Origin of the sequence: Sphingopyxis sp. USTB-05 (genome assembly GCF_023822045.1) — a bacterium.
Lineage (GTDB): Bacteria > Pseudomonadota > Alphaproteobacteria > Sphingomonadales > Sphingomonadaceae > Sphingopyxis.
In genome coordinates, this window is sequence record NZ_CP084712.1 from 2,002,405 (window position 1) to 2,022,102 (window position 19,698).

A 19,698-nucleotide genomic window follows, 5' to 3' on the forward strand; every position below is an offset into this window, starting at 1 on the left:
ATACAGAAAAGGGGCGCCATCCCGAACAGGATGGCGCCCCTTTCTTTTTTCTGGAAACCGATCAGTTGGTCGCAGGCGCGGCCGGAGCGGCAGCCGGAGCCGCAGCCGAGGCATCAAGCTTGACCAACCAAAGGTCGGCCAACCGCTTGCGAGTACCGGCCACCTGGCCGAAAGTGGCCTTCGCGGCCGCCTTGTCGCCCGACAGGGCCTGAGCAACGCCGAGCCGGTACGTCCACATATCCTTGTCGGCAGCGCCCTTGGCCGCAGCCTGATAGAGCGGGATCGCATCGGCATAATGACCATAGCCGACGAGCGCGTCCGCGGTCGCGCCTGCCGTCTTGGGATTGCTCAGCGTCGAAGGCTGCTTCGAATAGGCAACGATGGTCGATCCCTCGTTGCCGGCACGCGCCCTCTGGTCGTCGCGGCGTGCTGCCAGCTTCGAGTCGGTGCTGGGAAAGACCTTCTTCTGCTCGCCTTCCTGGATCACGGCCACAGCTTCGCCCGGCAGGCCGTCGCTGGCTGCAAGCGCGCTATACTCGTCATATTCGAGGCGTTCCGACATGGCACCCGCGGCGCGCATCAGACGCATGATATCGAGCGTGAGCGATTCCTGTTCCTTGGGCGTCCCTGCCGCCGGCGAGGCCTGCAGGACCGAGAACAGCGTCTGGCGCCAAACTTGCGGCTGGCCATAGTCGCGCAGGCGCGCGGTCATCAGCGTCAGCATCTCGTCGTTCCGCTTGGCGGCCTGCAGCGCCCTGATCGGCCGAACATAGAGTTCGTCCGACGGACGTTGCCCCGCAGCGCGGCTGGCGTCGATCGCGGTCTTTGCCGTAGCAATACCCTGATCAACCTGTCCCGAGCTCAAATAGCTGTCCATCAGCAGGACGGGGATGTTCGCTTCGGTCGATCCGGCTGCACGCGCGGCCTCGAGCCGCTTGATCGCTTTGGGATAATCCTTCGCCGAATAGGCAAAATTGCCCGAGAAGAAGCTGTAGACCGCGAGATTTTCGGGCGGGGTCAGGCCGGAATCGAGCATCGCATCGAGCGCCTGTCCCTGAAGCGCCTGATCCTTGTTCAAAATGCCAAGCTGAAGCTGGTAGAATCCGACGAGATATTTGTCGTCGGGGGTCGTGGCGCTCGCCTGACCTTCGCCCAGCGCCGCCTGCAGCGTCGCCGCGTCCTTTGCGGTGCTCGCGTCGGTCATTTTCTTAAGCGCGGGTGCGAAACCCTTGCTGGCAGTCAGCCCCTTGCCCTTCGCCTCTTCTTCCTTCTTGGGCTTTTCCTTCTTCTGGGCGGCAGCCGGTGCCGCGGTCGCCATCAGCGCGCAACCCAGCACGGCCGCCATCGCGGTTGCGGGCATCGAGCGGAAACGGTTGAACATCGAAATCTCTCCTTTGAACTCGGCCGCCTTCCCCAACGCATGCAGGTTCGGCCGCGCGTCGTAAACGCGGCTAAACCCGTCGCGTTGCCAAGGCAAGACAGCCGGCATCGATATTTCAATGGACGAAGACGGCTGAACCGGAATTGAACCCGTTCTGCCGGTCGGGCCGTGCCGCCCGGGTGCGGTCAGGCGATCGCGTCGATGGCCTGATTAATCTGTCGCAGCACCGCCGGATCGCCCGGAGCGCCCTCGATCGCCGCGTCGGCGAGCTGGATCAGAGGAATGATGCCGAAAGTCGCGGCGAGCCCTTTCAGTCGGACCGCCGCCATTTCCCAGTTCGCGTCACAGCGGGACCTGCGCATCAGGTCCGAAAGGTCGCGCGCGCTGCCCGTAAAGGCGCTGCGCAGGTCCATCGCCATCGCCGGATCATCGCCGAACGCCGCGCTGAGATATCGGTCGAGGGGGCCACTGTCGAAGGACATTCCACAGGATTGGCAGCCCCGTAGTTAAGTTTCCGTTTCATGGCGGCCATTTGATGCTAAGATGTCCGGATGACGGGGGATAAGAAAATCGTCGGATTGTGGCGGAATTCCGCGGCAAACCAGGAAGCAGACGGCGCCGAGCCGGCCGAAGTGGCCGGCCCTGAAGCCGCGCCCGCGCCCGAAGCCGAGGCGCCCACCGAACGAGATTGGCTCGAAATGTCCCCCCTCCCCGATGCCGGGTTCGCCGACGCCGGTGATTCTGACGATGCGTCGACATGGCGCGATCGTGCCGCCCCTGCGCTGCTTATCCTGCTTGCGGTCGGCTGGGCCGGATTCGCGCTTTTCGTTGCAACGGACGGTTTTTCGCGCGGCCCGGCCCTCTCCGCTTGGCCACCTCTTGTCGCGACGATCGCGATGCCGTTGACGTTGCTTGCGGTGCTATGGATGACCATGCTCAGGTCGGGCCGGTCCGAACAGGCGCGTTTCGCGCGCATCGCGACCGCACTTCGCGAAGAGAATATGGCGCTCAACCAGTCGATGCATTCGCTCGGCCTGCACCTCGCCGATGCGCAGAAGCAGCTCGGCGACCAGGCGAAGATCGTCCAGCAGCTTGGCCTGGACACCGTGATGCGTCTCAACGAAAGCAGCGACAAGCTTGCCAGCAACGCCTCGGTCATCGCCAATGCGCACGACCAGCTCGCGCGTTCGGGCGATGTCGCGCTGCAGCGGATGGACGGGCTTCTCGCTGGCTTGCCGCGGATCGACGATGTCGCGCAGCGGCTCGCGGTCAATTTTCGCGAGGCCGGGTTCGTCGCGCATCAGCAGGGCGCAAATCTCGAAGCAAAGCTTGCGGCGCTGGGCGAAGAGGCGGCCAAGGCGGCGCAGTCCGGCACCGAATCGACCGCCGCTGTCCTTGAGGCGATCGTCGCGTTGCAGGAACAGACGAAGGAAACCGAGACGAACCTGCTCGCCGCGTCGACGCAGGTTAGCGACGTGCAGGACTTGGCCCTCGCGCGAATGACGCAGACCGCGGCCTCGGCACGCGACGATATGGCAACGACCGTCGCCACAATAACCGAGCGGATGGATCAAAGCTGGCGGCAGTTCCGCGAAGGTGTCGACGATGCCGGTGCGCTGATGGACGCCAAGCTTGCCGTCGCACGCGATGCCGGCGATGCGATGGTTGCGCAGCTCTCCGCCCATGCCGACGCCAGCGACGCGCTCGCAGCGCGCCTTACCGCCCATGTCACGGAAGTCGGCCAGCAGCTCGAAATTCTCGATGTCAGCGTCAGTGCCAGCACAGGCGTGATCGGCCGCTCTATCGACGATACCAAGTCGCAACTGGGCGCCTTCATGCAGGAAGTGCAAAGCGGCAATGCGTCGGCGCACCAACTGATCACCCATGCGGAATCGCTGCTTCTCGCGCTCGATGCCGTCACCCGCGAACTCGACGAAACCCTGCCGCACGCGCTCGACCGGATCACCTTGCACGGCAAGACCACGCAAACCGCCTTGTCGCAGTTGCGCCCCCTGCTCGACGCATCGGAACTTGTTGCCCAATCGACGATGTCGCACGTCAATGCCGTGCAATCGACGCTCAAGGCCAATGAAGAACAGATGGCGGGCCATGCGGTCAGTCAGCAGGAACTTGTCGACCGCATCAACGGCTCGCTCGCAGAGGCGGAGGCGGCGCTGGCCAAGCTGCGCGATGGCGCCGATGAATTCGCCGAACGTGGCGGCGCGCGCATGATCGCGACGCTCGGCGAGGTTCGCGCAACCGCTGATTCGGCCGCTGACGAGGCACGGCTGACGCTCGAAAAGCTGGTTACGAGCGCGCGCGAGACGATGCAGGCGACCGCGACCGATGCGATCGATGCCGCCTTCAAGAATGAAATCATGGCGCAATTGAGCGCGATCGAGGACGCTTCAGCGCGCGCCGTCGCGGCGGCCGATGGCGCCGCCGACCGGCTGGTGCGCCAGTTGAACACGATCATGGATACCAGCGCCAGCGTCGAGCAACGCGTGAGCGAAGCCGAACAGGCGATCGCCGCGTCGGACCGCGATTCGCTTGCGAAACAGGTCGGGCTGCTGACCGAGTCGCTGAAATCGACCGCAATCGACGTGACCAAGATCCTGTCGAGCGAAGTCAGCGATACCGCATGGGACGCGTATCTGAAGGGCGACCGCGGCGTTTTCGCGCGGCGCGCGGTCAAGCTGATCGACAACAGCGAGGCCAAGGAAGTCCTGCGCCTCTATCAGTCCGACGATGCTTTCCACGCGTCGGTGAACCAGTTCATCCACGATTTCGAAGCGATGCTCCGCGTCCTCATCGGCGCGCGCGACGGATCGGCCATCAGCGTCACCTTGCTCTCATCCGATATCGGCAAGCTGTATGTTGCGTTGGCGCAGGCGATCGATCGCCTGCGGAACTAGCGGCATTGGGATCATGCTCCGGCGTGGTGGGCTTCGACCGGAAGCCGGCCTCTCCATATCGTCACCCCGGACTTGATCGGGGGGCCCGCTTGATGCCGAAGTCAGGAGTGCGTCAAAAAAGCGGGATCCCGGGTCAAGCCCGGGATGACGAGAGCGAAGAAACGACCGTAAACCACCGATAGAGATATGCTCCCCGGCGAAGGCCGGGGTCCAGAGCGCAACCTGGCAAAGGTCGGCTCTCTAAAGCTCTGGGCCCCGGCTTTCGCCGGGGTTCACGTAGGAACCACCAACGCCCGCTCACCACCCCAAAACCGACGATGCCAGGATGGCCAATCGGCCCTTTGCTCAGGCCCGCCCGGTCAAGACGTCGGGATCAGCCCAGCCGTTCACATAGGCCATATAATAAAGGCCGAACGCGATCGTCGCGGCGATCGTCATCTGCAGCAGGATACGACCGGGGCGGAAGGTCGCTGGCGCGCCGGGTTCCTGTCCCTTGACCAGCGGCGTAGCATCATCGCTTGCGCGCCGTCCGTGGAAGGGCAGCACGAAAAACGCGCTGAACGCCCAGAACAGCAAATAGATGGCGAGCGCGGAAGTCCATTTCATCGTTGCAGGTCCGTTCAAATGTCGACGAGCATGACATCGACGACGGGCTTCTTGCCTGTCCAGTCGGTCGCGACACGCCGCACGCCGAGCCGGATCGCCTCACGCAGCTTGTCTTCGTCGCGCGCTGGGCCGGTCGCGGCCTGTTCGGCAGCTTCGCGCATTTCGTCGATAAAGGCTTCGCGCTCGTCCTCCACGGGCACGCCGCGATAGCTGATCGCGCTTTCGACAAAGCGCTTGTCCGAGAAGATCGCGGCGACGGTGATATGGCCGTTGAGCGAAAGCTTGCGCCGCTCGTTGATCGTCTCGCCATCGGCTGGCAGGATGACGTCGCCGTCGAGGATCAACCGTCCCGCGCGCACGCGCTCTACGATCTTTGCCGGCCCAGGTGCCAAATGCACCAGATCGCCATTTTCCTGTATCAAGGCTCCGGGAACCCCAGTTTCGAGCGCGAAACGCGCCTGTTCGTGCATATGCCGGATCTCGCCATGCACCGGCACGACCAGCTTCGGGCGCAGCCAGCCGTACAGCGCGGCAAGCTCGGGCTGACCCGGATGGCCGCTGACGTGGATATGTGCCTGCTTCTCGGTGACCGTCAGCACATCCTTGGCGGCGAGCTGGTTCATGATCCGCCCGATCGCGACCTCGTTGCCGGGAATCTGCTTCGACGAGAAGACGACGGTGTCGCCCGCCTCGAGCTTGATCTGATGAATGTCGGCGGCCATACGCGCCAGCGCGGCCCGCGGTTCGCCCTGCCCGCCCGTCGCGATCACCATCACCTTGTCGCGCGGCAGCCGCATCGCCTCGTCGAAATCGACGGTGGGCGGGAAATCCTTGAGGTAACCGACCGAGCGGGCGACGCCCAGAATGCGGTCGAGCGAACGACCCGCAACGCAAAGCGTGCGCCCCGTCGCCTTCGCAACCGCGCCCAACGTCGCGAGCCGCGCCGCGTTGGAAGCGAAAGTGGTAACGACCACCCGGCCTTTGGCCGCGCCGACCGCCTGTTCCAGACCCTTGCGAAGCCCCCCTTCGCTCCCCGAAGCGTCGGCGTTGAAGGCATTGGTCGAATCGCAGACGAGGACGTCGACGCCTTCGTCGCCGACCTTGGTCAGCGCCGCGGCGGTGGCGGGAACGCCAAGGACCGGCTCCTCGTCGAGTTTCCAGTCACCGGTGTGGAACACGCGGCCATAGGGCGTGTCGATCACCACCGCGCTCATTTCGAGGATCGAGTGCGCAAGCGGGATCAGGCGGATACCGAACGGCCCGAGCTGAAAACTGTCGTCAATGTCGACGGTCCGAAGATCGACCTCTTTTTCAAGACCTTCTTCGGCGAGCTTGTGCGCGATCAGACCCGCGGTGAAACGATTGGCGTAGAGCGGTACGCCAAGGTCGGCGGCGAGATAGGGAATCGCGCCGATATGATCCTCGTGACCATGCGTCAGTACGATGCCGAGCAGGTCCTTCTTGCGATCCTCGATGAATTCAAGGTCGGGCATGACGATGTCGATGCCCGGATAATCGTGGCTGCCAAAGGTCACGCCAAGGTCGGCCATGATCCATTTGCCGTCGCAGCCATAAAGATTGGCGTTCATGCCGATCTCGCCCGACCCTCCCAATGCGAGAAAAAGCAGCTCCTTGCCCGGAGTCGTCATATTATTGGCTTCCATTGATGATAGAGGTGCATCAGCCCGTTAAGCGTCAGGTCGGGTTCGATACGATCGAACAGGTGCCCCTGTTCCTGAAATAATGTCGCGAGACCACCCGTCGCGATCACGGTAAGCGGCTTGCCGATTTCGGCCTTCATGCGTGCGATCAGCCCTTCCATCATCGAGACATAGCCCCAATAGACGCCGATCAGCATCTGGCTTTCGGTAGTGCGCCCGATAACACTGGTCGTTGCCGGGGCTTCGATCGCGATGCGCGGCAGTTTCGCCGCGGCGGCGACCAGCGCCTCCAGCGACAGATTGACGCCGGGCGCGATGATGCCGCCCAGATAGGCGCCGTCGGGGCCGATATGATCGAGCGTCGTTGCGGTACCAAAGCTGATGACCAGCTTGTCCTTGTTCGGCTCTACCGCCTGCGCCGAGATCGCGTTGACCGCACGATCGGCGCCGACCGACTGGGGTTCGTCGACTTTCAGCGCGATGCCCCAGGTCACGGGTTCGCGGCCCGCGACGAGCGCATCGACGCCGAAATATTTGACCGCGAGCAACTGCAGATTGTGGAGCGCACGCGGCACGACGGTCGAGATGATCACCGCCTCGACATCGGCGCGGTCATGCCCCTCGATCCGCATAAGCTGGTCGAGCCAGACCATATATTCATCGGCAGTCCGGCGATCATCGGTTGCGATACGCCAGCGCGCCAGCAGTTCGGTGCCGCGGAACAGCGCGAATTTTGCGTTGGTGTTGCCGACATCGATCGCGAGCAGCATCTATTTCCTCTCCTCGACCGGGCGGCGCAGTTCGACGTCGCCCGCATGGACCAGCATGGTCTCGCCGCCGCCCAGGCGCAAGCGCAGCGCGCCATCCTCGGCAAGTCCGTCGAAGAAGCCGTCGATGCCCTGTTCGGACACGCGAAGCGGCGTACCGATCGGATGCGCCTGCGGGATCCATGCGCGAACGATGCTCGCGACGCCTTCCTGGCGCCAGGTCCACAGCGCGTCGATCATCGCGATACCAAGCGCCCCGGCGAAATGGTCGCGGTCGAGCGAGACGCCCTTGCCCGCGAGCGTCGCCGTCGGGCGATCGGGCAGTTCGGGCGCGGCAGTCAGATTGACGCCAATGCCGATGACCACCGAATTGCCGGTGCGTTCCATCAATATGCCGGCGCATTTCGCGCCATCGATCAACAGGTCGTTGGGCCATTTGAGCTGCGCGCCGACATGCGGGGCGAGCGCGGCGACGGTCTTCGCAAGCGCAACCCCGGCAACGAGGGCGAGCGTCGCCGCCGACGGATCGCCGATCGTCAGATGAACGACGGTCGAGCCCATGAAATTGCCCTGCCCGTCGTTCCAGCCGCGCCCGAGGCGGCCACGCCCAGCGGTCTGGCGGTCGGCGACAAGCCAATGGCCTTCCCCGACATGCTCACCGCCTGCCAGCCGCGCCAGCAGGTCGGCGTTGGTCGAACCTGTCTGCGCGATCCGCTCGATAGGCGGTATCAGAACAGCACCGCAGCGGCGCTGGCCGAAAGGACCGCCAGCACGGGAATGAAGAGATAGCCGATGACCGACAGCCACAGCGCGCTCGCGGTGATCACCGCGTCCTCGACGATCGCACCGCCGCCCTTGGGGAATTCGGTGTCCGACTTGTCATCGAAGTACATCGTCTTGATGATCGCGATATAATAGAATGCGCCGATCACCGAAGCGACGATACCCGCCACCGCCAGCGGTACGAGGTTCGCGTTCACCGCGGCCTCGAACACCAGATATTTCGGCCAAAAGCCAAAGAGCGGCGGAATGCCGGCAAGGCTGAACAGGAACACCGCCATCGCCGCGGCCAGACCCGGACGACGCTGCGACAGACCGGCGAGCGCGGGAATGCTCTCGACCTGATTGCCATCGGCGTCGCGAAGCTGGATCACGACCAGGAACGCACCAAGCGTGGTCAGCATATATACGAGCAGATAGGTCAGCACGCCCTCGACCCCCTGCTGCGTTCCGGCGGCGAGTCCGACGAGCATGAAGCCGACATTGTTGATCGACGAATAGGCCAGCAGGCGCTTGATATTCTTCTGCCCGATCGCACCGACCGCGCCAAGGATGATCGAGGCGAGCGACAGGAAGATGATGATCTGTTGCCACGCACCGACCGCGGGGCCCATCGCGTCGATCACGACGCGCGTCATCAACGCCATCGCCGCGACCTTGGGCGCGGTGGCGAAGAAGGTCGTCACCGGGGTCGGCGCGCCTTCATAGACGTCGGGGGTCCACATATGGAACGGCACGGCGCTGATCTTGAAGCCGAGGCCCGCAAGAACGAAGACGATGCCGAAGATCAGGCCGATGTTGAGCTCACCGCCGAGCACCTTCGCGATGCCCGCGAAATCGGTGGTGCCGGTGAAGCCGTACAGCAGCGAGATGCCATAGAGCAGCATGCCCGACGCAAGCGCGCCGAGGACGAAATATTTGAGGCCGGCTTCGCTCGACCGTTCATCGGTGCGCATGAAGCTAGCGAGCACATAGGCCGCAAGGCTGTTGAGCTCGAGCCCGACATAGAGCGTCATCAGGTCGCGCGACGAGGCCATGATGCCCATGCCGAGCGCCGCGAACAGGATAAGCGTCGGATATTCGGCGCGCATCCCGCCGTTGAAAAAGCGCGGCGCGATGACGATACAGACGAAGCTCGCGGAATAGATCAAAAGCTTGGCAAAACCGCCGAAGCTGTCGACCGACAGCGTACCCGAGAAGACCGTCGCATCGACACCGAACAACGCGACGACCGCTGCCGCGGCGGCGGCGAGCGTCAGCAGCGAGCTGAGTTGATAGAGGCCGACATTGCGGTCACCGAAGAAGGTGCCGAGCATCAGGGTGATGAGCCCGCCGATCGTCAGGATCAGTTCGGGCCAGATGAGCATCAGGTCGGCGGTCATTTGACGCCTCCTGCATGGCTCGATCCGTGGGCCGGTTCACCGTGCGGTTTGGCAGCTTTCGGCTTGCCGGCGGCAAGGTGCGCATCGCCCGCGGGCTTGGCAGGAGCCAAGCGCGCAACGACGGTGGTCACATCGCCGCGCATCGGCGCGAGGAAGCTTTCGGGATAGACGCCCATCCACAGCGCCACGGCGGCCAGCGGCACCATGATCGTCCATTCGCGTGCGTTGAGGTCAGGCATTGCCTTCACATCGTCCTTGGTCAGTTCGCCGAACACGACGCGGCGGTAGAGATAAAGCATGTACGCGGCACCGAGGATGATGCCGGTGGTGCACACGAAGGCGACCCAGCTCGAGGCTTCATAGATGCCCGCAAGGCTCAGGAATTCGCCGACGAAGCCGCTGGTCCCCGGAAGCCCGATCGACGCCATGGTGAACAGCATGAAGAACAGCGCATAAGCCGGCATGTTCACGGCAAGGCCGCCGTAACGGTCGATTTCGCGCGTGTGGAGTCGGTCATAGATCACGCCGACGCAGAAGAAGAGCGCGGCCGAGACGACACCATGGCTGAGCATGATGATCAGCGCGCCTTCGATCCCCTGCTGGTTGAAGGCAAAGAGACCCGCGGTGACGATCGCCATATGCGCGACCGACGAATAAGCGATCAGCTTCTTCATGTCGCTCTGCACCAGCGCGACGAGGCTGGTGTACACCACCGCGATCATCGACAGGCCAAACACGATCCACATCAGCTGCGCCGACGCGTCGGGGAACATCGGCATCATGAAGCGAAGGAAGCCGTAGGAACCGAGCTTCAGCAGCACGCCCGCCAGGATCATCGAACCCGCGGTCGGCGCCTGCACGTGCGCGTCGGGAAGCCAGGTGTGGACGGGCCACATCGGCATCTTGACCGCAAGGCTGGCGAAGAAGGCGAGCCACAGCCACGTCTGCATCTGAACCGGGAAGTCATAGTTCAGCAGCGTCGGAATGTCGGTCGTGCCCGCTTCGTGGATCATCGCAATGATCGCGATCAGCATCAGCACCGATCCGAGCAGCGTGTAGAGGAAGAATTTGAACGCCGCATAGATGCGGTTCGCGCCGCCCCAGATGCCGATGATGAAATACATCGGGATCAGGCCGGCTTCGAAGAAGATGTAGAACAGCAGCAGATCTTGCGCGCAGAACACGCCGATCATGATTGTTTCCATGACGAGGAACATCGCCATGTAGAGGCCGACGCGCTGTTTGATCGCGTCCCAGCTCGCCAGAATGCAAAGCGGCATCAGGAAAACGCTGAGCATGATCAGCATCAGCGCCATACCGTCGATACCGAGGGCATATTGGAAACGCCCGAACAGGTCGGCGCGCTCGGTGAACTGCCACTGCGCACCGCCAATGTCGAACTGTGCCCACATGATGCAGCCGAGGACGAAAGTCGCAAGCGTCGCGCCCAGCGCGACAAAGCGCGACATCTTGTCGCCGACGAACAGGCAAGCGATGGCGGCGATCGCGGGGACCGCCAGCATCAGCGAAAGGATCGGAAAGCCGCTCACAGGAAATTCACCATGGCCCAGCTAGCGAGGCCGACAAGACCGAGCAGCATCACAAACGCATATCCATAAACATAACCCGATTGCAGTCGGACCGCGAGACGGGTCCCCCCAGCGACGAGCGCCGCGGCGCCATCGGGACCAAAGCGGTCGATGGTGCCTTCATCCCCGCGCTTCCAGAAGAAGCGGCCGATCGCGAAGGCGGGCTTCACGAAGAGGAAGTTGTAGAGCTCGTCGAAATACCATTTGTTGTACAGGAACTGGTGGAGCAGCTTGAACTGCGCCACGAAGCGCGCCGGCAGCGTGGTGTTGCGGATATAGCTGTTCCACGCAAGGAACAGGCCGATCGCCATCACCGTGAACGGCGTCCATTTCACCCACAAAGGCACTTCGTGCGCGGCGTGCATGAGATGTTCGTCGAACGCGAGGCTGCCCTTCCAGAACGCCATGCCCTCTTCGGGATAGATGAACTGGTGGTGGAACGCGATGCCCGCGAACACCGCACCGATCGACAGCACGACCAGCGGGATCAGCATCGTGATCGGGCTTTCATGCGGGTGATAGCCCGCGGTGCCGTCGCTGTGCGCGCCGTGATGGTGGTGATCGTCGTGCGCCGCATGCGCATGATCGTCGTGGCCGTGGCCGTGATCGTCATGAACCGCGTGCTGGATATGCTCGCTCTGTTCCCAGCGCGCCTTGCCATAGAAGGTCAGGAAGACGAGGCGCCACGAATAGAAGCTGGTGAGGAAGGCCACGAAAATGCCGACCCAGAAAGCGATGACCCCGCCGCCGCCACTCGCATAAGCGGCCTCGAGAATGCCGTCCTTCGAATAGAAGCCGGCAAAGCCCGCGACGCCCGCGATGCCGACGCCGGTGATCGCCAGCGTACCGAGCATCATCGCCCAATAGGTAAGCGGGATCTGTTTCCGCAGCGCGCCATAATAACGCATGTCCTGTTCATGATGCATCGCATGGATGACCGAACCGGCACCAAGGAACAGCAAAGCCTTGAAGAAAGCGTGCGTGAACAGGTGGAACATCGCCGCGCCATAGGCGCCCGCGCCCGCTGCGAAGAACATGTAGCCAAGCTGCGAACAGGTCGAATAGGCAATGACGCGCTTGATGTCCCACTGCGTCGTCGCGACGGTCGCGGCGAAGAAGCAGGTTGCGGCGCCGACGAACATCACGACGCCCTGCGCGACGTCCGACGTTTCGAACATCGGCGACAGGCGGCAGACCATGAAGACGCCCGCTGTGACCATCGTCGCCGCGTGGATCAGCGCCGACACCGGGGTCGGGCCTTCCATCGCATCGGGAAGCCAGGTGTGCAGGCCAAGCTGCGCCGACTTGCCCATCGCGCCGATGAACAGCAGCAGGCAGAGGATCGTCATCGTGTCGAGACGCATTCCCATGAAGCTGATCGTCGAACCCGCCATGCCCGGCGCAGCGGCAAGAATCTCGGGGATCGAGACGGTGCCGAACACGAGGAAGGTGCCGAAGATGCCAAGCATGAAGCCCAGATCGCCGACGCGGTTGACGACGAACGCCTTGATCGCCGCGGCATTGGCGCTCGGCTTTTTATACCAGAAACCGATGAGCAGATAGGACGCGAGGCCGACGCCTTCCCAGCCGAAGAACATCTGGACAAGATTGTTCGCGGTCACGAGCATCAGCATCGCGAAGGTGAAAAGCGACAGATAGGCGAAGAAGCGCGGCTGGTCCGGGTCTTCCTCCATATAGCCCCAGCTATAGAGGTGGACGAGCGCAGAAACCGTCGTGATCACGACCAGCATCACTGCGGTCAGCGTGTCGACGCGCAGCTCCCAGTTGAACTGAAGCGCGCCCGACGAAACCCAGTGCAGCACCGGCGTTACCGTCGCTTCGCCGCTGCCCGTCACGAACGACAGGAAGATCGGCCAGCTCAGCGCGCAGCTAGTGAACAGCGCGCCCGTGGTCAGGATTTTGGACGGCACATTGCCGATCACGCGCTGGCCGAGGCCTGCGATGATTGCCGCCAGCAGCGGCAGGAAAACGATCGCCTGAATCACCGGTTTACCCCTTCATCCGGTTGGCATCGTCGACGGCAATGGTGCCGCGGCCGCGGAAGTAAATAACGAGAATGGCAAGACCGATGGCGGCTTCACCCGCAGCGACGGTCAGCACGAACATCGAGAAGACCTGCCCGACAAGATCGCCCAGCGCCGCGCTGAACGCGACGAGGTTGATGTTCACTGCCAGCAGGATGAGCTCGATCGCCATCAGGATGACGATGATATTCTTGCGGTTGATGAAGATGCCGAGCACGCCGAGCGTGAAAAGCACCGCCGAAACGGCGAGATAGTGGCCGACCGAAATCACAGTTCCATCCCCTGCCCGACGCCCGGATCGACCAGCCGCGTCGCATCCTGCGGACGGCGCTGGTTCTGCTTCGAGATATTCTGCGTACGCACCCCGCCACGCTGGCGATGCGTCAGCACGATCGCGCCGATCATCGCGACGAGGAGGACGATACCCGCCGCCTCGAACAGGAAGATGTAGCGCGTGTAGAGAAGCTCACCGATCTGTTGGATATTGCTCTTGTCGCTGACGACCGGCGCGGCGCGCGCCGCAAGATCGACACCGCCGGCGCTCCAGGCGCCGACCGCGAACACCAGTTCAGCGGCCAGGATGATCGCGACGAGCGCGCCCAGCGGCAGATAACGAACGAAACCCGCGCGCAACTCGGCGAAATCGATGTCGAGCATCATCACGACGAACAGGAACAGCACCGCGACCGCGCCGACATAGACGATGACAAGCAGCATCGCGATGAATTCGGCGCCCGCGAGCAGCATCAGCCCCGCCGCGTTGAAGAAAGCGAGGATCAGCCACATGACGCTGTGGACCGGGTTACGCGCGAAGATCACCATGGCCGCAGAGGCGATGACGATGGTCGCGAACAGATAGAAGGCGAAGAGTTGGATCATGTGCGCGCGCCCTTACCGATAGGGCGCGTCGGCGGCAAGATTCGCCGCGATCGCGCGTTCCCATTTGTCGCCATTGGCGAGCAGTTTGGCCTTGTCATAGAGCAGTTCTTCGCGCGTTTCGGTCGCGAATTCGAAGTTCGGCCCTTCGACCACCGCATCGACAGGGCATGCTTCCTGACAGAAGCCGCAATAGATGCATTTGGTCATATCGATGTCGTAGCGCGTCGTGCGGCGCGAACCGTCGTCGCGGGGCTCGGCCTCGATCGTGATCGCCTGCGCCGGACACACCGCTTCGCACAGCTTGCACGCGATGCAGCGTTCCTCACCGTTCGGATAGCGGCGCAGCGCATGCTCGCCGCGGAAACGCGGGCTCAGCGGGTTCTTTTCGAACGGATAGTTGATCGTCGCCTTCGGCTTGAAGAAATATTTCAGCGTGAGGGCGTGCGCCTTCACGAACTCCCACAAAGTGAAGCTTTTGACGAGATGGGCAACGTAACTCATGAGTACCTCGTCAGCATCAGATAGCCGGAGATCAGGAAGATCCAGAGAAGCGAGATCGGCAGGAACACTTTCCAACCCAGCCGCATCAGCTGGTCATAGCGATAACGCGGGACGGTCGCCTTGACCCAGCTGAAGACGAAGAAGAAGAACAGGATCTTCGCGAACAGCCAGATGATGCCGGGAACGGCATAGAGCGGTGCCCAGTCGATCGGGGGCAGCCAGCCGCCCCAGAACAGCACCGCGTTGAGCGTGCACATCAACAGGACGTTGGCATATTCGCCGAGCCAGAAGAGCGCGAAGCTCATCGACGAATATTCGGTCTGGTAACCCGCGACGAGCTCGCTTTCGGCTTCGGTCAGATCGAACGGCGCGCGCGCGGTTTCGGCGAGCGACGAAATCAGGAACATGACCGCAAGCGGGAAGAGCAGCAGGTTGAAACCGAAGGCGTTGACGATGCCCAGGCCGTGGCCCTGCTGCGCCTTGACGATCTCGTTCATGTTGAAGCTGTCGGCGAAAAGCACGACGCCGATCAGGATGAACCCGATCGAGACTTCATAGCTGATCATCTGCGCCGAGGCGCGCATCGCCGAGAAGAAGGGATATTTCGAGTTCGACGCCCAACCCGACAGGATCACGCCATAGACGCCCAGCGACGAGATCGCGAGGATGTAGAGCAATCCGACGTTGATGTCGGCGAGCACCGCGCCCGAATTGAACGGGATCACCGCCCACGCCATCAAGGCGACGGTGAAGGTGATGATCGGCGCGATCAGGAACAGACCGCGGTTCGCCGAGGTCGGAATGATCGTTTCCTGCAGGAACACTTTCAGACCGTCGGCGAAGCTTTGCAGCAGGCCGAAGGGGCCAACGACGTTCGGACCACGGCGCAGCGCAATCGCCGCCCAGATCTTGCGGTCGGCATAAATGATCATCGCGACGCTGAGCATCAGCGGCAGCGCGATGAGCAGGATGCCGCAAATCGTCGCGACGCCCCATGCCCAATCGGCGTCCATGCCCCAGGAGATGAAGGTCTCGGTCATTTCTTGGCCCCGTCCTGGTTTTTCCAACCATTATGCGGCCCGGGCTTCTCCGACTTGCGCGGATTGAACCCGCGCCAGACCGAATAGCCCATCCCGACCAGCAACACGCTGGCTATCGCATGTACCGGGGTCATTCCGCGGCCTCCGCAAAATCGACGCCATGAACCAGCTCTTCCGAACAGCGCTGCATCGTCGGTGACGCGCGGCAGATGGCGTTGGTGAGGTAGAAATCCTTGATCGGCGACGGGATCGCGCGCGCCTCGGGCTTTGCAGCCAGCTTCGGCACCGACCAGCCATAATCGGCAAGACCCTCGACGCCGAGCGCGGGCACCGCCGCGATCATCGCCGCGCGGCACTGCGCAAAGCTGTCGAAACCGACCGACACGCCAAGCGCGTCGGCGAGCGCCCGGAAGATGCTCCAGTCTTCGCGCGCGTCGCCTGGTGCGAACACCGCCTTTTCGCTGCGCTGAACCCGGCCCTCGGTGTTGACCGTGGTGAAGTCCTTTTCGGTCCAAGCCGCGGCGGGCAGGATGACATCGGCGGCATGTGCGCCCTTGTCGCCATGGTGGCCGACATAGACTTTGAACGTGTCCGGCAGCGCCGCAAAATCGACTTCGTCGGCGCCAAGGAAGAAAGCGAGCTTCGGCTTGGCCGCGATGACATCCTTGATGCCGCCCGGCAAACCATAGCCCAGCATCAGCGAGCCCATGCGCGCGGCCGAGAAATGGACGACATTATAGCCGTTCCAGCCGTCCTTGACCGCATTCACCGACTTGGCGAGCGCGAGGCCCGCGCCATGAACGCCGGGCACCGACAGCGCGCCGCCGCCAAAGATCAGCATCGGCCGCTCGGCGCCCTTGAGCGCATCGAGCACCGCGGCGGGCAGCTTTGCCACGATCGAAGCGTCGTCGCCGAGCCACTGCGTCTTGTAGGTCAGGTCGGTTTCGGGGCCGATGGCGAAAACCTTCGCGCCCTTCTTCCACACCGCCTTGCGGATGCGCGTGTTGATCAGCGGCGCTTCCCAGCGCAGGTTCGTGCCGACGAGCAGAATGACGTCGGCGTTTTCGGCCTCGGCAATGCCGGTGTTGAAATTGACCGCCGACAGGCTGGTGACGTCATAGTCGAGCCCGGTCTGACGCCCTTCGAGCAGCGTGCCGCCCAGCGCATTCACCAGCGACTTGGCCGCGAACATCGTTTCGCAATCGGCGAGATCGCCCGCCACAGCCGCGACCGAAGACCCTGCATTCACCGCCTTGATCGCTTCGAAAGCCTCGGCCCAGCTCGCCTCGACAAGCTGGCCGTCCTTGCGAACATAAGGCCGGTCGAGACGGCGACGCGTCAAGCCATCGACATGGTGCCGCGTCTTGTCGTTCGCCCATTCCTCGTTCACGTCATCGTTGACGCGCGGCAGCACGCGCAGGACCTGACGGCCACGCGCATCGATGCGAACATTGGTGCCGACGGCGTCCATCATGTCGATGCCGAGCGTCTTGGTCAGTTCCCACGGACGCGCTTCGAACGCATAGGGCTTGCTGGTCAGCGCACCGACCGGGCAGAGATCGACGATATTGCCCGACAATTCGCTGCCGACGGCGCGCTCAAGGTAAGACGTGATCTGCATATTCTCGCCGCGATAGATCGCGCCGACATCTTCCACGCCCGCGACTTCCTCCGCAAAGCGGACGCAGCGCGTGCACTGGATGCAGCGGGTCATCACCGTCTTGACGATCGGACCCATATATTTCTCGGTCACCGCGCGCTTATTCTCGTCATAGCGCGTCGCGCCGCGACCATAAGCGACCGACTGGTCCTGCAAATCGCATTCGCCGCCCTGATCGCAGATCGGGCAATCGAGCGGATGGTTGATGAGGAGGAATTCCATCACCCCCTCGCGCGCCTTCTTCACCATCGGGCTGTCGGTCTTGATCACCTGCCCCTCGGCAGTGGGCAGCGCGCACGACGCCTGCGGCTTCGGCGGGCCGGGCGCGACTTCGACCAGGCACATGCGGCAATTACCAGCGATCGACAGGCGTTCATGGTAGCAAAAGCGCGGAATTTCCTTCCCCGCCATCTCACACGCCTGCAGAACGGTTGCGCCCTGCGGGACGTCGAGTTCTACGCCATCTACAGTTACTTTAGGCATCTTCAGTCCTTAGCTGCCACCGTCGGCTGGCTCTCGCCGACCGATAGCCGATAAAGCGCTTCTCCGATCACGCCGCGAAGGACGGATTTGGAAAAGGTCAATTTGAATCCTTCCAATACGCAGCCACCGACCGTCGGAACGATCTGGGCAAAGGCCGCGCCTTCAGCATTGCTCGCCACCATGCTCAGAATGAGCTTCCGCGACTCCTGCGGCGCCTTGCGAACCGTGCAATCGGCTATCTGCCGAAGCGCGACGCGCGGCTGCGGATCGCCATAGGCTTCGGCATCGCTGCCCGCTGCATAATCGATGGCAGGAACCGCTGCGAAATCGACAGGACCATCCTTCCGGAATTTCTTCAGGTACAAAACGTCATAGACGCCGCTACGGAACAGTGATTCATTGAAGGTCATTTGTCCGGACGAAAGACACTCGTCGGTTGAGAGGCTGCTTGCCGCCTTGTGGGCAGCCTTCGATCCCGGAAAGGTGTCGAGATAGAGTTCGACGCGCGTCCGCGAATTGTCCACGGCGCACTCAGCATAGCGGTACATCGCGACGCGCGCGCCATCTTCCTTGCTGGCGCCCGGCCCTTCCGGAATCTGCGCAGGCGCAGGCCCGAGACGGCTGCCGACCCGTTGCGCATGCGTCGCCGGGGCAAGCAGGAGCGCGCCCGACAGAACAGCAAACAGAATGGCCGATCGGCGCATTATTCGGCTGCCTCCAGCGCGCCGCCATTCTCGCGGATGCGGCGTTCGATTTCGGGGCGGAAGTGCTTGATCAGGCCCTGGATCGGCCACGCCGCGGCATCGCCGAGCGCGCAGATGGTGTGGCCTTCGACCTGCTTGGTGACGTCGTACAGCGTATCGATCTCGCTGATGTCGGCGTCGCCGGTGCGCAGCCGCTCCATCACGCGCCACATCCAGCCGGTGCCTTCGCGGCAGGGCGTGCACTGGCCGCAGCTTTCATGCTTGTAGAAATAGCTGATGCGGCTGATCGCCTGAACGACGTCAGTCGACTTGTCCATCACGATCGCGGCGGCGGTGCCGAGGCCCGATCCGACGGCTTTCAGCCCGTCGAAGTCCATCGGCGCGTCCATGATCTCGGCCGCGGGGACGAGCGGAACCGACGAACCGCCGGGGATCACCGCAAGCAGATTATCCCAGCCACCACGGATGCCGCCGCAATGCTTGTCGATCAGTTCGCGGAAGGTGATGCCCATCTCTTCCTCGACGACGCACGGGCGCTCGACATGGCCCGAGATCTGGAAGAGCTTGGTGCCCTTGTTATTCTCGCGCCCGAAGCTCGCGAACCACGGCGCGCCGCGGCGGAGGATCGTCGGGACGACCGCGATGCTCTCGACATTGTTCACCGTCGTCGGGCAGCCATAGAGGCCCGCACCCGCCGGGAACGGCGGTTTCAGGCGGGGCTGGCCCTTTTTGCCTTCGAGGCTTTCGATCATCGCGGTTTCTTCGCCGCAGATATACGCGCCGGCGCCGCGGTGGACGAAGACGTCGAAGTCATAGCCCGATTTCGCGGCGTTCTTGCCGAGCAGGCCGGCGTCATACGCCTCCTGCACCGCCGCGAACAACGTCTCGGCCTCGCGGATGAATTCGCCGCGAATATAGATATACGCAGCGCGCGCGCGCATCGCGAAGCCCGCGATCAGCGCGCCTTCGATCAGCTTGTGCGGATCGTGGCGGATGATTTCGCGGTCCTTGCACGAACCCGGTTCGGATTCGTCGGCGTTGATGACGAGGAAGCTCGGGCGGTCGGCGCGCGGTTCCTTCGGCATGAAGGACCATTTGAGCCCCGTTGGGAAGCCCGCGCCGCCGCGGCCGCGCAGGCCCGACGCCTTGATCTCTTCGATGATCGCGTCCTGGCCGCGCTTCATCAGATCCTTGGTATTATCCCAATCGCCACGCGCTTGCGCGGATTTGAGGTTCCACGGCTGGAAGCCGTAGAGATTGGTGAAGATGCGATCCTTGTCGGCAAGCATGGCGTCTACTCACCCT

18 protein-coding genes are annotated in these 19,698 nt (G+C 63.0%); 1 reads left to right on the plus strand and 17 read right to left on the minus strand.

The window, feature by feature from the left end:
- Positions 1 to 61 precede the first annotated feature (61 nt).
- On the minus strand, positions 62 to 1,381 hold the full coding sequence (locus KEC45_RS09045) for a hypothetical protein (protein WP_062183855.1): 1,320 nt from the start codon (positions 1,379 to 1,381) through the stop codon (positions 62 to 64).
- 185 nt (positions 1,382 to 1,566) lie between these two features.
- On the minus strand, positions 1,567 to 1,863 hold the full coding sequence (locus KEC45_RS09050; protein WP_062180242.1) for a hypothetical protein: 297 nt from the start codon (positions 1,861 to 1,863) through the stop codon (positions 1,567 to 1,569).
- Between the two features lie 69 nt (positions 1,864 to 1,932).
- Here KEC45_RS09050 and KEC45_RS09055 point away from each other — a divergent pair, with 69 nt between their 5' ends.
- Positions 1,933 to 4,296, plus strand: a complete 2,364-nt coding sequence (locus tag KEC45_RS09055) for a hypothetical protein (RefSeq protein ID WP_062180239.1) — start codon at positions 1,933 to 1,935, stop codon at positions 4,294 to 4,296.
- 345 nt (positions 4,297 to 4,641) lie between these two features.
- Here KEC45_RS09055 and KEC45_RS09060 read toward each other — a convergent pair whose 3' ends face one another.
- The 15 genes from KEC45_RS09060 to nuoF are packed head-to-tail and all read right to left on the minus strand — an operon-like array spanning position 4,642 to position 19,682.
- Positions 4,642 to 4,902, minus strand: a complete 261-nt coding sequence (locus KEC45_RS09060) for a DUF1467 family protein (protein WP_062180236.1) — start codon at positions 4,900 to 4,902, stop codon at positions 4,642 to 4,644.
- A gap of 14 nt (positions 4,903 to 4,916) precedes the next feature.
- Entirely contained in the window at positions 4,917 to 6,551 is a 1,635-nt protein-coding gene (locus KEC45_RS09065; RefSeq protein ID WP_062180233.1) for a ribonuclease J, read from the minus strand.
- The gene (locus tag KEC45_RS09070; RefSeq protein ID WP_062180231.1) at positions 6,548 to 7,333 is read right to left on the minus strand and encodes a type III pantothenate kinase; all 786 of its coding nucleotides are present in this window, start codon (positions 7,331 to 7,333) and stop codon (positions 6,548 to 6,550) included. Before KEC45_RS09070 ends, KEC45_RS09065 begins: the two co-directional genes overlap by 4 nt.
- The gene (locus KEC45_RS09075) at positions 7,334 to 8,137 is read right to left on the minus strand and encodes a biotin--[acetyl-CoA-carboxylase] ligase (RefSeq protein WP_083435763.1); all 804 of its coding nucleotides are present in this window, start codon (positions 8,135 to 8,137) and stop codon (positions 7,334 to 7,336) included.
- Positions 8,059 to 9,492, minus strand: a complete 1,434-nt coding sequence (gene nuoN / locus KEC45_RS09080; RefSeq protein ID WP_062180228.1) for an NADH-quinone oxidoreductase subunit NuoN — start codon at positions 9,490 to 9,492, stop codon at positions 8,059 to 8,061. Before nuoN ends, KEC45_RS09075 begins: the two co-directional genes overlap by 79 nt.
- On the minus strand, positions 9,489 to 11,042 hold the full coding sequence (locus KEC45_RS09085; RefSeq protein ID WP_062180225.1) for an NADH-quinone oxidoreductase subunit M: 1,554 nt from the start codon (positions 11,040 to 11,042) through the stop codon (positions 9,489 to 9,491). Before KEC45_RS09085 ends, nuoN begins: the two co-directional genes overlap by 4 nt.
- Entirely contained in the window at positions 11,039 to 13,087 is a 2,049-nt protein-coding gene (nuoL, locus tag KEC45_RS09090) for an NADH-quinone oxidoreductase subunit L (RefSeq protein WP_062180221.1), read from the minus strand. The genes KEC45_RS09085 and nuoL overlap by 4 nt, the downstream gene beginning before the upstream one ends.
- A 4-nt stretch (positions 13,088 to 13,091) precedes the next feature.
- The gene (nuoK, locus tag KEC45_RS09095) at positions 13,092 to 13,397 is read right to left on the minus strand and encodes an NADH-quinone oxidoreductase subunit NuoK (RefSeq protein WP_003051614.1); all 306 of its coding nucleotides are present in this window, start codon (positions 13,395 to 13,397) and stop codon (positions 13,092 to 13,094) included.
- Positions 13,394 to 14,005: an NADH-quinone oxidoreductase subunit J gene (locus tag KEC45_RS09100; protein ID WP_039573819.1), complete on the minus strand. Its 612-nt coding sequence runs from the start codon at positions 14,003 to 14,005 to the stop codon at positions 13,394 to 13,396. Before KEC45_RS09100 ends, nuoK begins: the two co-directional genes overlap by 4 nt.
- Before the next feature lie 12 nt (positions 14,006 to 14,017).
- Positions 14,018 to 14,506 (minus strand): NADH-quinone oxidoreductase subunit NuoI, encoded by a 489-nt coding sequence (gene nuoI / locus KEC45_RS09105; RefSeq protein WP_054587889.1) that lies wholly within the window; start codon positions 14,504 to 14,506, stop codon positions 14,018 to 14,020.
- Positions 14,503 to 15,546, minus strand: coding sequence for an NADH-quinone oxidoreductase subunit NuoH (gene nuoH, locus KEC45_RS09110; protein ID WP_062180218.1), 1,044 nt, complete (start codon positions 15,544 to 15,546; stop codon positions 14,503 to 14,505). The genes nuoI and nuoH overlap by 4 nt, the downstream gene beginning before the upstream one ends.
- Positions 15,543 to 15,680, minus strand: coding sequence for a hypothetical protein (locus tag KEC45_RS09115; protein ID WP_177175964.1), 138 nt, complete (start codon positions 15,678 to 15,680; stop codon positions 15,543 to 15,545). The genes nuoH and KEC45_RS09115 overlap by 4 nt, the downstream gene beginning before the upstream one ends.
- Positions 15,677 to 17,689, minus strand: a complete 2,013-nt coding sequence (nuoG, locus tag KEC45_RS09120) for an NADH-quinone oxidoreductase subunit NuoG (RefSeq protein ID WP_062180216.1) — start codon at positions 17,687 to 17,689, stop codon at positions 15,677 to 15,679. The genes KEC45_RS09115 and nuoG overlap by 4 nt, the downstream gene beginning before the upstream one ends.
- Before the next feature lie 2 nt (positions 17,690 to 17,691).
- The gene (locus tag KEC45_RS09125; protein ID WP_252171947.1) at positions 17,692 to 18,393 is read right to left on the minus strand and encodes a hypothetical protein; all 702 of its coding nucleotides are present in this window, start codon (positions 18,391 to 18,393) and stop codon (positions 17,692 to 17,694) included.
- On the minus strand, positions 18,393 to 19,682 hold the full coding sequence (gene nuoF, locus KEC45_RS09130) for an NADH-quinone oxidoreductase subunit NuoF (protein ID WP_062180207.1): 1,290 nt from the start codon (positions 19,680 to 19,682) through the stop codon (positions 18,393 to 18,395). The genes KEC45_RS09125 and nuoF overlap by 1 nt, the downstream gene beginning before the upstream one ends.
- Positions 19,683 to 19,698 lie beyond the last annotated feature (16 nt).

Coding starts and splice junctions, on each gene's coding strand:
- KEC45_RS09045 (WP_062183855.1), bottom strand. CDS start 1,381: ATGTTCAACCGTTTCCGCTCGATGCCCGCAACCGCGATGGCGGCCGTG.
- KEC45_RS09050 (WP_062180242.1), bottom strand. CDS start 1,863: ATGTCCTTCGACAGTGGCCCCCTCGACCGATATCTCAGCGCGGCGTTC.
- KEC45_RS09055 (WP_062180239.1), top strand. CDS start 1,933: ATGACGGGGGATAAGAAAATCGTCGGATTGTGGCGGAATTCCGCGGCA.
- KEC45_RS09060 (WP_062180236.1), bottom strand. CDS start 4,902: ATGAAATGGACTTCCGCGCTCGCCATCTATTTGCTGTTCTGGGCGTTC.
- KEC45_RS09065 (WP_062180233.1), bottom strand. CDS start 6,551: ATGACGACTCCGGGCAAGGAGCTGCTTTTTCTCGCATTGGGAGGGTCG.
- KEC45_RS09070 (WP_062180231.1), bottom strand. CDS start 7,333: ATGCTGCTCGCGATCGATGTCGGCAACACCAACGCAAAATTCGCGCTG.
- nuoN (WP_062180228.1), bottom strand. CDS start 9,492: ATGACCGCCGACCTGATGCTCATCTGGCCCGAACTGATCCTGACGATC.
- KEC45_RS09100 (WP_039573819.1), bottom strand. CDS start 14,005: ATGATCCAACTCTTCGCCTTCTATCTGTTCGCGACCATCGTCATCGCC.
- nuoI (WP_054587889.1), bottom strand. CDS start 14,506: ATGAGTTACGTTGCCCATCTCGTCAAAAGCTTCACTTTGTGGGAGTTC.
- nuoH (WP_062180218.1), bottom strand. CDS start 15,546: ATGACCGAGACCTTCATCTCCTGGGGCATGGACGCCGATTGGGCATGG.
- KEC45_RS09115 (WP_177175964.1), bottom strand. CDS start 15,680: ATGACCCCGGTACATGCGATAGCCAGCGTGTTGCTGGTCGGGATGGGC.
- nuoG (WP_062180216.1), bottom strand. CDS start 17,689: ATGCCTAAAGTAACTGTAGATGGCGTAGAACTCGACGTCCCGCAGGGC.
- KEC45_RS09125 (WP_252171947.1), bottom strand. CDS start 18,393: ATGCGCCGATCGGCCATTCTGTTTGCTGTTCTGTCGGGCGCGCTCCTG.
- nuoF (WP_062180207.1), bottom strand. CDS start 19,682: ATGCTTGCCGACAAGGATCGCATCTTCACCAATCTCTACGGCTTCCAG.